The sequence below is a fragment of the Saccharopolyspora sp. SCSIO 74807 genome, from assembly GCF_037023755.1.
In the GTDB taxonomy this organism is placed as follows: Bacteria; Actinomycetota; Actinomycetes; order Mycobacteriales; family Pseudonocardiaceae; genus Saccharopolyspora_C; species Saccharopolyspora_C galaxeae.
In genome coordinates this window covers 4,857,321-4,870,201 of record NZ_CP146100.1, presented here as the reverse complement: position 1 = coordinate 4,870,201, position 12,881 = coordinate 4,857,321, and the positions used below count along the sequence as shown (strand labels likewise).

The following is a 12,881-nucleotide window of genomic DNA, read 5'->3' as shown; positions in this document are numbered from 1 at the left end:
CGGTTGCGGCGGGGCCGGTGGCGGGCTCCCCCTGCGGTCGGCGTGATCGCGGGGCTGGCAAGATCGCCGGGTGCGTTTTCATGCCGACCTGCACATCCATTCCAAATACTCCCGCGCGTGCAGCAAGGACTGCGACATCGAGCATTTGACGTGGTGGGCCAGGCGCAAGGGCATCACGTTGGCGGGTACCGGGGATTTCACGCACCCGGCGTGGTTCGCGCATCTGCGGGAGGTGCTCGAGGAGGCCGAGCCGGGGTTGCTGCGGTTGCGTCCGGAGCGCGATCGGGAGATGTCGGCTGGGATGCCGCCGAACTGCACCGGTGAGGTGCGGTTCATGCTGTCGGTGGAGATCTCGACGATCTACAAGTACGGCGAGCGCACGCGCAAGGTGCACCACCTGTGCTACGTGCCGGACTTCGCGGCGGCGGAGGAGTTCACGCGCCGGTTGGGCAGGATCGGGAACCTGGCTTCGGACGGGCGGCCGATCCTGGGGCTGGATTCGCGGGACTTGCTGGAGATCACGCTGGAAAGCGGCGGTTATCTGGTTCCTGCGCACGTGTGGACGCCGTGGTTCGCGGTGCTGGGGTCGAAGGCGGGGTTCGATTCGATCGAGGAGGCTTACCGGGATCTGTCGGGGCACATCTTCGCGTTGGAGACGGGGCTTTCCAGCGATCCGGAGATGAACTGGCGGGTGTCCGGTTTGGACGGTTACACGCTGGTGAGCCATTCGGATGCGCATTCGCCGCCGATGCTGGGGCGGGAGGCGACGGCCTTCGACACCGAGCTGGACTACTTCGCGGTCAAGCGCGCGCTGGAGACGCGTCGTGGTTTCGAGGGCACGGTGGAGTTCTTCCCGGAGGAGGGCAAGTACCACCTGGACGGGCATCGGAAGTGTTCGGTGCGGATGGATCCGTCCGACACCCGTGCTCATGACGGCCGGTGCCCGGGGTGCGGGAAGCCGTTGACGGTCGGGGTGCTGCACCGGGTGGATGCGCTGGCGGATCGGGATGCGGGTGTGCGCCCGGATGGTGCGGCGGGTTTTCGCAGTTTGATCCCGTTGCCGGAGATCGTCGGCGAGGTCCGGGGCGTGGGGCCGAAGAGCAAGAAGGTCTTCGATGCGGTGAGTGCGTTGACGGCCGCGCACGGCCCGGAGTTGTCGATCTTGCAGGATGTGCCGGTCGAGGAGCTGCGGCGCAGTGATCCCGCGGTTGCCGAGGCGGTCGAGCGGTTGCGGCGCGGCGCGGTGGTGCGCGAGGCGGGTTTCGACGGCGAGTACGGCACGATCCGGGTGTTCGATCCGGCGGAGTTGTCTCGGGTGCGGAATGCGGGTGCGTTCGCGTTGTTCGACGACGAGTCGCTCTCCCCTGCCCCACCGGCTGATTCCGAACGTTCCGCGGTGCCGGGGCCTGCTGCGGTGCCGGAGTCTCCGGCTGGTGATGCCGCGGTTGAGCGGGTTTCGCCGCGCGAGGTGTCGGTGCCGGTCGAGGATGTCGCGGATTCGGGTGTGCTGGCCGGGCTGGATCCGGATCAGCGGGCGGCTGCGGCGGTGCCGTCGGGTCCGTTGTTGATCGTGGCGGGGCCGGGTACGGGCAAGACGCGCACGGTGACGCACCGGCTGGCGCACCTGGTGCTGGAGCGGGAGGTGCCTGCCAGGGAGTGCTTGGCGATCACGTTCACGCGGCGCGCGGCGCAGGAGCTGAGTGAGCGGCTGCACGGCCTGATCGGTGCCGCTGCGGGTGAGATGACCGTGGGCACGTTCCATTCGTTCGGTTTGCAGGTGTTGCGGGAGCAGCACGAGCGGGTCGGGTTGCCGGCGGAGTTCTCGGTGGCCGATGCCGATCGGCGGGTGGCGGTGCTGGCCGAGGTCACCGGTGATGAGCGTGGCGCGCGGGCGAAGTTGGCGAAGTTGTCGCGGCTGCGCCGCTGCGGCGAGGCGGACTCGGCGCAGGCTGAGGACTACGAGCAGGCTGGGGCTTCCGAGCAGCTCGGGAGCTCCGAACTCGTCGCGGTCGCCGAGCGGTATCGGCGGCGGCTGCGGGAGCTGGACCTGGTGGATTTCGACGATCTGGTGGCGCTTCCGGTGTGGCTGCTGGAGCAGGATCCGGACCTGGCCGAGTCGTACCGCGAGCGGTTCCGCTGGATCACGGTCGACGAGTACCAGGACGTCGACGATGCGCAGTACCGGTTGTTGCAGGCGTTGGCCCCGGCGGAGGCGAATCTGACCGCGATCGGTGATCCGGATCAGGCGATCTATTCGTTCCGGGGCGCGGACGTGGGGTTCTTCCTGCGTTTCGAGCAGGATCATCCGGCCGCTCCGGTGTTGTCGTTGACGCGGAATTACCGCTCCGGGGCGCACATCGTGGATGCGGCGTTGCGCGGTATCGGGCCTTCGACGCTGGTTCCGGGCCGCGAGTTGCACGCGGCCGGGCAGCGGGCGGCGCATCGGGTGGTGCGGCACGAGGCTGCGGATGAGCGTGCGGAGGCGGCGTTCGTGGCGCGCGCGGTCGATGAGTTGCTGGGTGGTTCGTCGTTCCATTCGCTCGACAGCGGCCGGGTCGCCGGTGATGGGCATGGTGGTGTGGGCTTCGGTGACATCGCGGTGCTGTATCGCACGGATGCGCAGTCGCGGGTGTTGATCGAGGAGTTCGCGCGCTGCGGGTTGCCGGTGCAGAAGCGTTCGCACGATCTGCTTTCGGCCCGTCCGGGCGTGGAGTTGCTGATGCGGGAGCTGGCGCATGTCGCCGACCGGGAGGGGTCGGTGCTGGAGCGGTTGCGCGCGGCGGCGACGGCGGTGGTGTTCAGCGTTCCGGACGATGTGCAGGACGAGGTGCACAGCGGTCTGGAGGTGCTCACGCCGCTGGCGCTGCGATGCGGCGATGATCTGGAGCGGTTCCGCTCGGAGGTGCGGCTCGGTGCGGAGGTCGACACGTTGGATCCGCGCGCGGAGGCGGTGTCGCTGTTGTCGTTGCACGCGGCGAAGGGCTTGGAGTTCCCGGTGGTGTTCCTGGTCGGCTGCGAGGACGGGTTGTTGCCGTTGCGCTGGCCGGGTTCGGAGTCCGCACGGGACGAAGTGGCCGAGGAGCGGCGGTTGTTCTTCGTGGGGATGACGCGCGCGCAGGATCAGTTGTGGTTGACCCACGCCGCGCGGCGCAGCAGGCACGGTCAGGTGCGGGAACGGGTGGCCTCGCCGTTCTTGTCCGGGCTCGGCGATGGTGTGGTGCGCAGTGAACCGGCTGCGCCGCGCAAACCTCGGGCGACGCAGTTGAGTTTGCTGTGAGCGGTCCCGACTCGTGCGTCCGGTTCGGGGCGGTGTGTCGGTCGGGGCGCTGACTCGAGCTCGTTCGACACTCGCATCGAACCGGCCGCTCCCCTCGTCCCGCTGCGGAAGGACTCATGATGATCGACGTGACCCGGCCGGGCCACCCTCGGCTGCAAGAAGTCGCCGACGGCGTGTACGCCTACATCCAGCCCGACGGCACGTGGTGGATCAACAACACCGGCTTCGCGGTCGGACCGCAGGGCGTCGTCGCGATCGACTCCTGTTCCACCGAGCAGCGCACCCGCGCGTTCCTCGACGCGATCGCCTCGGTGACCGCGGCGCCGGTGCGCACGCTGGTGAACACCCACCACCACGGCGACCACACCTTCGGCAACGCCCTGTTCCCCGGCGCTACGATCGTGGCGCACGAGCGGACCCGCACCGAGGCGATCGCGTTCGGTCCCGCGCGCGAGCTGCCGTGGTGGCAGAACCCGCAGTGGGGCGAGTTGCCGCTGGACCCGCCGTTTCTGACCTTCACCGACCGCATCGGGCTGTGGGTCGGCGAGCAGCGCGCCGAGGTGCGCCACGTCGGCTTCCCCGCGCACACCACGAACGATTCGCTGGTGTGGTTCCCGGACTCGGCGACGGTGTTCTGCGGCGACCTGGTCTTCAACGGCGGCACGCCGTTCTTGCTGATGGGTTCGGTGACCGGCTGCGCCGGGGTGCTGGCGAACGTGCTACGCCCGCTGCAGGCGGCGACCGTGGTTCCCGGGCACGGTCCGGTTTTCCACGACGATGAACCGGTGGCCGCGAACCTGGACTACCTGCGGTTCGTGGCCGAGCTCGCCGAACGCGGCCACGCCGAGGGAATCACTCCGCTGCAGGCGGCACGGGACACCGACCTCGGGCGCTTCGCCGACTGGCCCGACGCCGAACGGATCGTCGGGAACCTGCACCGCGCCTACGCCGAACTCGACGGCACCCCGCCCGGTGGCCCCATCGACACCGCTGCCGCGCTCGCCGACATGGTCACCTACAACGGCGGCGAACCACTGACCTGCCTGGCCTGAACGGTCGGATCCGGTAGGCGGGGCGAACCGCGCCCAACCTCGCGCGACGCAGCGGAGTTCGCTGTGCGGATCAGCGTGCTTGTGCCGCGCGGTAGCGCCCCGGGGTGGTGCCGAGCAGGCGCCGGTAGTGGCGGGTGAGGTGGGGCTGATCGTGGAACCCGGCCGCGGACGCGGCTTCGGCGATGGGCATACCGTCGAGCAGCAGGTGGCGTGCCCGTTCGACGCGCCGTCCGGTCAGGTACCGGTGCGGCGGCAGCCCGTAGGCGCGGGTGAACGCGCGCACCAGGTGGGCCGGGTGCGTCGAGAGCAGCGCTGCGGCGTGCTCGAGAGTGATTCCCTCGACGAGGTGCGCATCGAGCAGATCGCGGAGTCGGCGAGCGGGCGCGGGATCGGTCCGCTCGGTGCCGGCCCGCCCGGCGAGGTGGGTGCGGAGCCGCTGGGTCACCAGGACGAGCCGGGTCTCGGCGGCCAGTTCTTCTCCTGGCTGGGCGAGCAGATCGTGCAGTCCCGCGATGCTGGAGCACAGGGCGGGATCGTTCAGGCCGGGGTGGTCGACCGCTTTGTCCGCCAGCTGCGAACCGACGGTGTGCTCGTCGAGGTAGAGCACCCTTTTGCGGAACCCACCGGAGGTGGCGGGGCGCCCATCGTGCGGGATCCGGGGCGGCAGGAGCGTGACCTGGCCGCTCAGCGCGTGCCTGGCGTGGCGGTCGATCTCGTAGGACACCGCGCCTTCGTCGAGGATCAGCAGGGTCCACGTCTGGTGCGTGTGCAGCGGGTAGGCGTGGGTGGTGAAGCGCGCGTGGAACACCTCGGAGACCCCCGGTACCCGCGGCCGCCACGCCGCGACGCCGGTGCGCTCCGCGGCCTGGCCCGTCATGCGAAAAACGTACAAGACCGTGCGGGGATCAGCGGTGAGGGTGGTGGTCATGCGCTTCGACACGAAACGCCGTACTGCTGCGGGAGGATCTGGCGACCTGGCAGCGGCTCAACGTGACCGCGTTCCTGACCGGCGGTATCACCGCCGGTGATCCGGAGTTGGTCGGCGAGCCCTACCTCGACGCCGACGACACCCGGTATCTGCCGATGCTGCGCCAGCCGGTGCTGGTGTTCGAAGCGGGCAAAGAGCTGTTGACCACTGCGCACGCCAAGGCCGTCGCGCGCGAGCTGCCCACGGCGATCTTCACCGCCGATCTGTTCTCCACCGGCCATGACGAAGCCAACCGCGCCGCGGTCCGCGCCGTGCCCCGCGATGCTCTCGACCTCGTGGGCCTGGCGCTGCGCGGCCCGCGAAACGCCGTCGACAAGATCGTCAAGGGTGCGCACATGCATCCCTGATCGGTTCACCGTCCGCCTGCGATCAGGTGTCGTGCGGCGACCGTGGTGCCGTCGGTGCGGATCGCGGGGGCGAGCGCGCGGGCGCGGGTGGTGACCGCGGAGGTCGTGGCCTTGTCGAGCGCGGCGGTCAGCGAGTCGGCGCTGGGCATTCCCGGCGGGTGCGCGACTCCGATCCCGAGGTGGTCGACGCGTTCGGCCCAGTAGTGCTGATCGTAGACCTGCGGGATCAGCACTTGGGGCGTTCCTGCCCGCGCCGCGGTAGTAATGGTTCCCGCGCCGCCGTGGTGCACGACGGCGGCGACCCGCTCGAACAGCGCTTGGTGGTTGGTCTCGCCGATCACGAGGCATTCCGAGTCGCTGTCGGCGGCCGTCAAGCCCGCCCATCCGGCGGTAATGATCGTCCGCCGCCCGAGTGCGCGGGCGGCCGTGGTCAGGACCTGGCCGAGGTCGTGCCCGGGTGCGGGCATACTGCCCAGACCGAAATGGACCGGGGCTGCGCCGGCGGCCAGGAACGATTCCAGCTCGTCCGGCAGCGGTCGCTGATCGGGCAGCATCCACGCGCCGGTCTGGAACACGGTGGGGTCCGCCGCATCGAGCCAGGGGCCGAGCGCGGGGTCGGCGGCCAGCCACGGCCGGTCGGTGACGACGTGGCTGCGCACGTTCTCGACCGGGGCGAGTCCGGCGGTGGTGCGGTGCTCGTTGAGCGGGCTCGCCCAGGTGTCGTTCCAGCGCTGCGTTTCCCGTTGCCACAGCTGGTCGTTGGTGCCGGTGTCGTGCTGCGGCCAGCCCGGCCAGGGGGCCGGCGGGTGGTGCGCGGAAGCCAGGGTGGCCGGGCAGTAGTGGGCGTGCAGGTAGTCGATGCCCACCATTTCGGCAGCTGACCGGGCCGCGACCATGACGGTCCCGGTCGCTAGCAGGACGTCGCATCCTTCGGCGGCTTCCGGGAGCGTGGTGAACTGCGCGGCCACGGCGTCCTTGGCCGCTCGCCGCCGGCCTTCGGGTGTGGACAGGTCCCACGTCGCGGAGCCGGGCGCGGGGCGCATCGATGGCCCGAGGGGCGACACCGGGATCCCGAGTTCCTCGATCCAGGTGGCGAAGTCTGGGGGGCGCGCACACCCGGACTTCCTGCGCGAGCTCTTGCAATCGCCGAGCCAGGGCCACGACCGGTTGCACTTCGCCGCGCGATCCGATGGTCGCCAGCAGTGCCCGCATTCCGCCCTCCACAGTGGTTCGAATCGTCGTCTTGCCGTCAGCTGAGGTGGTTGTGAGTGCGTCGACCCCGGGCCGGGCCGTCGCAGCGTTGCAGTGCCGTGCTGCAGGTGGCGGCGCTTGCGCGGATGTCGTCGTCGGCGGCGACCGCCTCCACGGTCTCGCGCAGCAGCTTCGGGGTCAGGTCGGTCCGCGCCAGTCTGCGCCCGGCGGCGAGTTCTTCGACTCGTGCGGCGAGGGCTTCCTTCTCGGGATCTCGAGCGACGGCCACCAGCGGCACACCGTGATACAGCGACTCCGTGCGTTGACGAACACGAAGTGTCGGTTCATGAATCCTCGATCAGCAGGCTCGGGGACGCGGTCGACGGATCATCGCACCCGCGAGCTCCGAACTTGCGCTGAACGTCGGCTTTTCCCACCTGTGCTGGGCGACAAGGCCGGAAGTGTCAGATCCGGTAGGCGCGGAGTTTCGCGTACAGGGTCGGCCGGGACAGTCCCAGCCGGCGCGCCGCTGCGGCCTTGTTGCCGCCGGAGGCGGCGAGCACCTCGGTGATGACGTCGGCCTCGGCTTGTTCGAGCAGGCTCAGCCGCCGGTCGCCCGCGGCGGCGCGCACCGAGCCGGGCAGGTGCTCGAGGCCGATGACGCTGCCGGTGGCCGACGCGGCGGCGGTGCGCACCGCGAGTTTCAGCTCGGCGATGTTGCCCGGCCAGGTGTGTTCGTGCAAGGCGGCCATGGCCCGCTCCGACCAGCGGATACCGGCCGGTGTCACAGCGGTGACCAGCTGGTCGAGTTCGTCGCCGCGCAGTTGCAGCGGCGGCAGTTCCAGCACCGTGGCTTCGAGCGCGTCGAGCAGGCGGGTCAGGTGTGCGGTGTCGTCGGCGCGTTCGGCGGTGATGGTGCCGAGCACCGGCGCGGCCGAGCCGGCCAGCGCGGCGGTGAGCGCGTCGGCCTGTTCCGCCGAGAGCGCTTGCAGGTGGGTCAGCACCAGTGCACGTCCGGTCTCGGCCGCCCGGCGCACACCGGCGGGCAGTTCCCGGAAGGTGGCGGTTGCGCAGTCGAGCACGTCGTACGGGTGCCCGGCGGTGATCAGCCGGCCGGTGAGCACGTACTGCTTGCCGGTCCCGGCCGCGCCGCGCACGACCACGGCGCCGGGTTCACAGAGCAGCCGTCCTACCGCGGCGGCAACGCGCTGCTGCGCGGTCGCGGCGGCCGATGGCCGGTGCTTGTGCTGGTCGAGCACCAGCACCGCACCGGAGATCCGCGAGCCTTCGGCGATCGTTTTGAGCTGGGCGGTGCGGGCGTCGAGTTCGGGGATGTGCAGCGGGCCGCCCTGCTCGGCCGCGTCCAGGACGCGCTGCCACAGCCGGTGGTGGTCGACGTCGATGCCGGCTGCGGCGTCGTTCTTGATGAGCATCTCCGGGCCGAGGGTGATCACCGGTGTGGTTGCCCGTGCGTGCTGCAGGAACGCGTCGAACAGTGCGCGCTCGCGGTTGCCCGCGGCGTGCAGGAGCGCTTGCTGCACTTCGCGGGCGAGTGCGAGCAGCGCCGGTTGCAGCCGTTCGTTGGCGTCGGCGGCGCGGCAGGTGATGTTGACCCCGCCGACGACGCGGCGGGTCAGCGGGTGCGTGACCGGTGCGGCGACGCAGGTGAAGCGGTGGAACGGTGCCTTGAAGTGCTCCCCGCCGCGCACGGTGGTGACCCGGCGGCTTTCCAGCGAGGTGCCCAGGCCGTTGGTGCCGGCGTGTTCCTCGCCGAAGCTGAAACCTTCGACGATGGCCATCTCGTCGAGTTCGCGCCGCAACGCGCGGTCGGAGACGCAGCGCCACAGCACTTGGCCACCCGAGTCGGTGATCACCAGTGAGGTGCCGGTGCCGACGAGCAGATCGGCCAGGCGGGTCAGCACCGGAATGGCCGACCGGGCGAAGCGGGTGTCCACGGCCGGTTGCTGCCACGGCAGATCCACGTGCTCGGGGTCGACGCCGGACAGCTGTGATCGTCGCCAGGAGGTGAGGATTTCCGGGCGGACCCCTGCCGACTCCTCCCCCTGCTGGAACTGCTCCCAGGCGGTGCGCATCGGGCGATGTCCTTCCGTCCGGCGCCGTTGCCGACCGGCCCGGGCGCACCGGCCACACCAGGTAGCCGTCAAATTTTTGAACACCGGGGCCGGGCGTGACGCAGCTTACGTTCGCAGGTGGCTCGGACACCACAGCCTGATTGAGGAGGCACGACATGGACCGGCTGCGCTTCGGCACTTTCCTGGCCCCGTTCCACCCGGCCGGGCAGAACCCGACGCTGGCGCTGCAGCGGGATCTGGAACTCATCGAGCACCTCGACCGGTGCGGCTACGACGAGGCGTGGATCGGTGAGCACCATTCGGCGGGCACCGAGCTGATCGCCTCGCCGGAGATCTTCATCGCCGCGGCGGCCGAACGCACCCGGCGGATCAAGCTCGGCACCGGCGTCACGTCGATCTCGTACCACAACCCGCTGTGGGTGGCCGAGCGGATGGTGCTGCTGGACCACCTCACCCGGGGCCGCACGATGCTCGGCTGCGGGCCGGGATCGCTGCCGACCGACTCGATGATGCTCGGGCTGACCCCGACCGACACGCGCGAACTGCTCGAAGTCGACCTGGACATCATCATGCGGCTGCTGCGCGGCGAAACGGTCACCGAACGCACCCGCACCCACGAGCTGGTCGATGCGAAGCTGCACCTGCGGCCCTACACCGAACCGTGCTTCGACGTGGCCGTGGCCGGAGTCGCCTCCCCCACCGGGCCGCGCATGGCCGGCAGCCACGGCGTGGGGCTGCTCTCGATCGGGGCGACGCTGAGCAAGGACGGGTTCGACGCGCTGGCGCACCACTGGAACGTCGTCGAAGAACGCGCCGCGCACTACGGGCAGCAGGTCTCGCGGCAGGACTGGCGGCTGGTCGGGCTGATGCACATCGCCGAAACTCGCGAGCAGGCCTACAAAGACGTCGAGTACGGCATCGAGAGCTGGTTCCACTACTTCCAGAAGACCGCCGCGTTCCCGCAGATGGCCGCGGAAGGCGGCGACCTGCGGGAGATGATCGACTTCATCAACGAGGCCGGTGTCGGCGCCATCGGCACCGTCGAAGACGCCCGCGCGCAGGTGCAGCGGTTGTGGGACCAGTCCGGCGGTTTCGGCTGCATGCTGCTGCTCGGGCACGAGTGGGCCAACCCCGAGGCCACCAAGCGTTCCTGGGAGCTGATCGCGCAGCACGTCATGCCGCACTTCCAAGGCGGAGCGCGCTCGCACGCGCAGCAGACGCTCGACGCGAAGGAACGCGCCCGCGACAAGCGCGAGGACTACGCGGCCGCGCAGATGCAGGCGGTGGCGACCATGACCGAACGCTACGAGCAGGAGAAGACCGGCCAGCAGTGACCGGGACCGCCCGGCCGGGAAGGAGACCGCCATGCGTGCCGCCGTGTACCGCGGAAGCCACGACATCGCCGTGCTCGACGTGCCCGAACCGCCCTGCCCGCCGGGGGCGGTGAAGATCCAGGTCGCGCACAACGGCATCTGCGGCAGCGACCTGCACGAGTACTTCGCCGGGCCGATCTTCTGCCCGGTCGAGCCGCACCCGCTGACCGGGGCGCAGCTGCCGCTCACGCTCGGCCACGAGTTCGCGGGCCGCGTCGTCGAGGTCGGCGACGGCGTGCGGGCGGCGTCGGTGGGCGACCGGGTCGCGGTCGAAGCGCTCTACCGCTGCGACGAGTGCCCCGCCTGCCGGATGGGCAACTACAACACCTGCCGGCAGATCGGTTTCCACGGGCTGATGTCCGATGGCGGCATGGCCGAGCGCACCGTGGTGCCCGAGCGGATGGTGCACGTGCTGCCCGATTCGGTCAGCGACGAGCTGGGCGCGCTGGTCGAGCCGATGGCGGTGGCGTACCACGCGGCCAAGCTCGGTGAGGTCCCGCCGGGTGGCTCCGCGGTCGTGTTCGGCGCGGGCCCGGTCGGCATCGGATTGTGGTTCGCGCTGCGCGGACTCGGCATCGACGACATCACCGTCGTGGAACCGGCACCGGCCCGGCGTGCGGCGCTGCGCGGACTCGGCGCGCAGCACGTGATCGACCCGGCCGAGACCGATCCCGCCGAGCACGTCCAGCAGCACACCGGCGGCCGCGGCGCCGACGCCGTCTACGACGCGGCGGGCGCGCAAGCCGCGGTGGAGTCCGGGTTGTCGTGCTTGGGCACGCGCAAGCCGATGGTGTCGGTGGCGATCTACGAGCACCCGTTCCCCGTCACGCTGCTCAAGCTCGTCATGAGCGAGGCTCTCGTGCGCGGATCGCTGGCCTACACCGCCGAGGACTACCGCGCGGTGATCGACCTGATGGCCCGCGGGCACTACGACACCACCGGCTGGGTCTCGCACATCCCTATCGGGCAAGTCGTCGATGAGGGCTTCGACGCGCTGCGGGCGGGCCGGAAGATGAAGGTGCTGGTGGACCCGGCGGGCTAGCAGGCGAGTCAGGCGGTGGTCGCGGTGCGCCGGAACTCGCTCGGGTTGAGGCCCTGGACCCGTTTGAACGCGGCGCTGAAACCGAACGGGTCGGAGTAGCCCACGGTGCGGGCGATGTCCGCGATGGTCGCGGCCTCCCGCTCGGCCAGCAGGTCCGCGGCGAGCGTCATGCGCCAGCGGGTGAGGTAGGTCAGCGGCGGTTCACCGACCAGCTCGGTGAACCGCTTGGCCAGCGTGGAGCGCGACACCCCGGTGCGTTCGGCCAGCGCGGCGACCGTCCACGACGCCGCCGGCTCGGCGTGCAGCAGGCGCAGCGCGTCGCCGACCACCGGGTCGCGCTGCGCGGTCCACCAGGCCGGAGGTTCGCCGCCGGGACGGTCGAACCACTCGCGCAGCGTGCAGACCAGCATCCAGTCCAGCAGCCGGTCGAGCACCACCTGCTGGCCCGGTTTGTCGACGGCGACCTCGGCGGCGAGGTGCTCCAGCACGGGGTCGCCCGTGTCCCCGGAGTCCACGCGCAGCACCGCCGGCAGTGCCTCCAGCAGCCGGTCGCTGGTAGCACCCCGCACCGGATATGCGCCGACGATCAGTGTCGTCGCACCGTCGTCGACGTCGTGGCCGCGGTCGTTCCAGCCGCGCCGGTGCCTGGTCCCGCCCTGCTCCGGAGTCGCGCAGTGCGCGCCGCACGCTATCGGTTCGGCCCGGGTGCCGACCTCGTCGACGAAGGTGAACGTCGCAGGGCCGCGCACCACGATCGTCTCACCGGCGGACAGCGGTTCGGGTGGATGCTTCTCCGGCACGATCCAGCCCCCGCCGGTCAGCACGGTGCACAAGGTCAGCGGGGCGCCGTCGGCGAAGTGCAGCGCCCAAGGCGGGGAAAGGGTCGAACTGCCGAACAACGAGCCGTGAGCCCGTATGCCGCGGAACAGGTCACCGAACGCATCCACCGCACCGAGTCTAGACGAATGCACAGGTAACCCGGTTCCTCACCCATGTGCTCGTCCGAGCAGGCGGTGTTGAATCGGACTCATGAGCACCAGCACAAGTCCCCTGACCACCCAGGACCTCGAATTTCTCGGACGCCCCCTGCACGGGTTGCTGTCCACGGCCGCGGGGCCACTGCCGCCGCAGCCGCGGCCGGTGTGGTTCGAGGCCACCGCCGAGGGCACGATCGAGCTGTTCACCGAGTCGGACTCGCTGAAAGTACGGCGTCTGCACCGCGACCCGCGCGCCTTGATCACCGTTGTCGCCCCGGTCGGTGAACGCGAGCAATGGGTGTCGGTCGTCGGCCGCACCACGATCGAATCCGGCGGAGCCAACGACCTGTGCAGCCGCCTGGCCCCGCGCTACTGGGACCTCGAGGACCCGGTCCGTGCCGAGGACCTCGCCGGGATGCTGGCCATGGACCTGGTGCGCGTCGTCATTCACCCGGAAACCGTCCGCCGCTTCACGTACTGATCCGCAGCACCGCTGCTTACTCCGGGCTAGGCAAGCTACGACGCCGCAGGCAAGGCAACG

At 70.4% G+C, this 12,881-nt stretch carries 11 protein-coding genes and 1 pseudogene; 6 read left to right on the top strand and 6 right to left on the bottom strand.

Translation table 11 applies throughout. The annotated features are described in order from the left end of the window. The first annotated feature begins 70 nt into the window (after positions 1–70). The gene (locus V1457_RS22290) at positions 71–3,277 is read left to right on the top strand and encodes a UvrD-helicase domain-containing protein (protein ID WP_338596537.1); all 3,207 of its coding nucleotides are present in this window, start codon (positions 71–73) and stop codon (positions 3,275–3,277) included. A gap of 119 nt (positions 3,278–3,396) precedes the next feature. After that, a complete protein-coding gene (locus tag V1457_RS22285; protein WP_338596535.1) occupies positions 3,397–4,329 on the top strand; it encodes an MBL fold metallo-hydrolase in 933 nt (310 codons plus the stop codon). A 70-nt stretch (positions 4,330–4,399) separates the two neighbouring features. Here V1457_RS22285 and V1457_RS22280 read toward each other — a convergent pair whose 3' ends face one another. After that, on the bottom strand, positions 4,400–5,206 hold the full coding sequence (locus tag V1457_RS22280; protein WP_295140444.1) for an AraC family transcriptional regulator: 807 nt from the start codon (positions 5,204–5,206) through the stop codon (positions 4,400–4,402). A 113-nt stretch (positions 5,207–5,319) separates the two neighbouring features. Here V1457_RS22280 and V1457_RS22275 point away from each other — a divergent pair, with 113 nt between their 5' ends. After that, the gene (locus V1457_RS22275) at positions 5,320–5,664 is read left to right on the top strand and encodes a DUF2000 domain-containing protein (RefSeq protein ID WP_338596532.1); all 345 of its coding nucleotides are present in this window, start codon (positions 5,320–5,322) and stop codon (positions 5,662–5,664) included. A gap of 5 nt (positions 5,665–5,669) precedes the next feature. Here the strand turns inward: V1457_RS22275 and V1457_RS22270 are convergent, their stop codons facing one another. From V1457_RS22270 to V1457_RS22255, 4 genes and pseudogenes are all read right to left on the bottom strand, one after another. Continuing rightward, positions 5,670–6,728 carry a glycosyltransferase gene (locus V1457_RS22270; protein ID WP_338596530.1) on the bottom strand — a complete coding sequence of 353 codons (1,059 nt, stop codon included), beginning with the start codon at positions 6,726–6,728 and terminating at the stop codon, positions 5,670–5,672. 79 nt (positions 6,729–6,807) lie between these two features. Continuing rightward, positions 6,808–6,876, bottom strand: a pseudogene (locus V1457_RS22265) (hypothetical protein); the annotation flags it as partial. A gap of 37 nt (positions 6,877–6,913) precedes the next feature. Continuing rightward, positions 6,914–7,144, bottom strand: coding sequence for a hypothetical protein (locus V1457_RS22260; RefSeq protein WP_338596529.1), 231 nt, complete (start codon positions 7,142–7,144; stop codon positions 6,914–6,916). Between the two features lie 175 nt (positions 7,145–7,319). Next, positions 7,320–8,948, bottom strand: coding sequence for a helix-turn-helix domain-containing protein (locus tag V1457_RS22255; protein WP_338596527.1), 1,629 nt, complete (start codon positions 8,946–8,948; stop codon positions 7,320–7,322). A gap of 155 nt (positions 8,949–9,103) precedes the next feature. Here V1457_RS22255 and V1457_RS22250 point away from each other — a divergent pair, with 155 nt between their 5' ends. Continuing rightward, positions 9,104–10,282, top strand: coding sequence for an LLM class flavin-dependent oxidoreductase (locus V1457_RS22250; protein WP_295148712.1), 1,179 nt, complete (start codon positions 9,104–9,106; stop codon positions 10,280–10,282). Positions 10,283–10,313: 31 nt separating this feature from the next. Beyond that, a complete protein-coding gene (locus tag V1457_RS22245) occupies positions 10,314–11,363 on the top strand; it encodes a 2,3-butanediol dehydrogenase (RefSeq protein WP_338596524.1) in 1,050 nt (349 codons plus the stop codon). A gap of 8 nt (positions 11,364–11,371) precedes the next feature. Here the strand turns inward: V1457_RS22245 and V1457_RS22240 are convergent, their stop codons facing one another. Continuing rightward, the gene (locus tag V1457_RS22240; protein ID WP_295150306.1) at positions 11,372–12,310 is read right to left on the bottom strand and encodes an AraC family transcriptional regulator; all 939 of its coding nucleotides are present in this window, start codon (positions 12,308–12,310) and stop codon (positions 11,372–11,374) included. An 82-nt stretch (positions 12,311–12,392) separates the two neighbouring features. On the opposite strand from V1457_RS22240, the gene V1457_RS22235 reads away from it, so the two are divergent. After that, positions 12,393–12,821 carry a pyridoxamine 5'-phosphate oxidase family protein gene (locus V1457_RS22235; RefSeq protein ID WP_338596520.1) on the top strand — a complete coding sequence of 143 codons (429 nt, stop codon included), beginning with the start codon at positions 12,393–12,395 and terminating at the stop codon, positions 12,819–12,821. Positions 12,822–12,881: the final 60 nt, after the last annotated feature.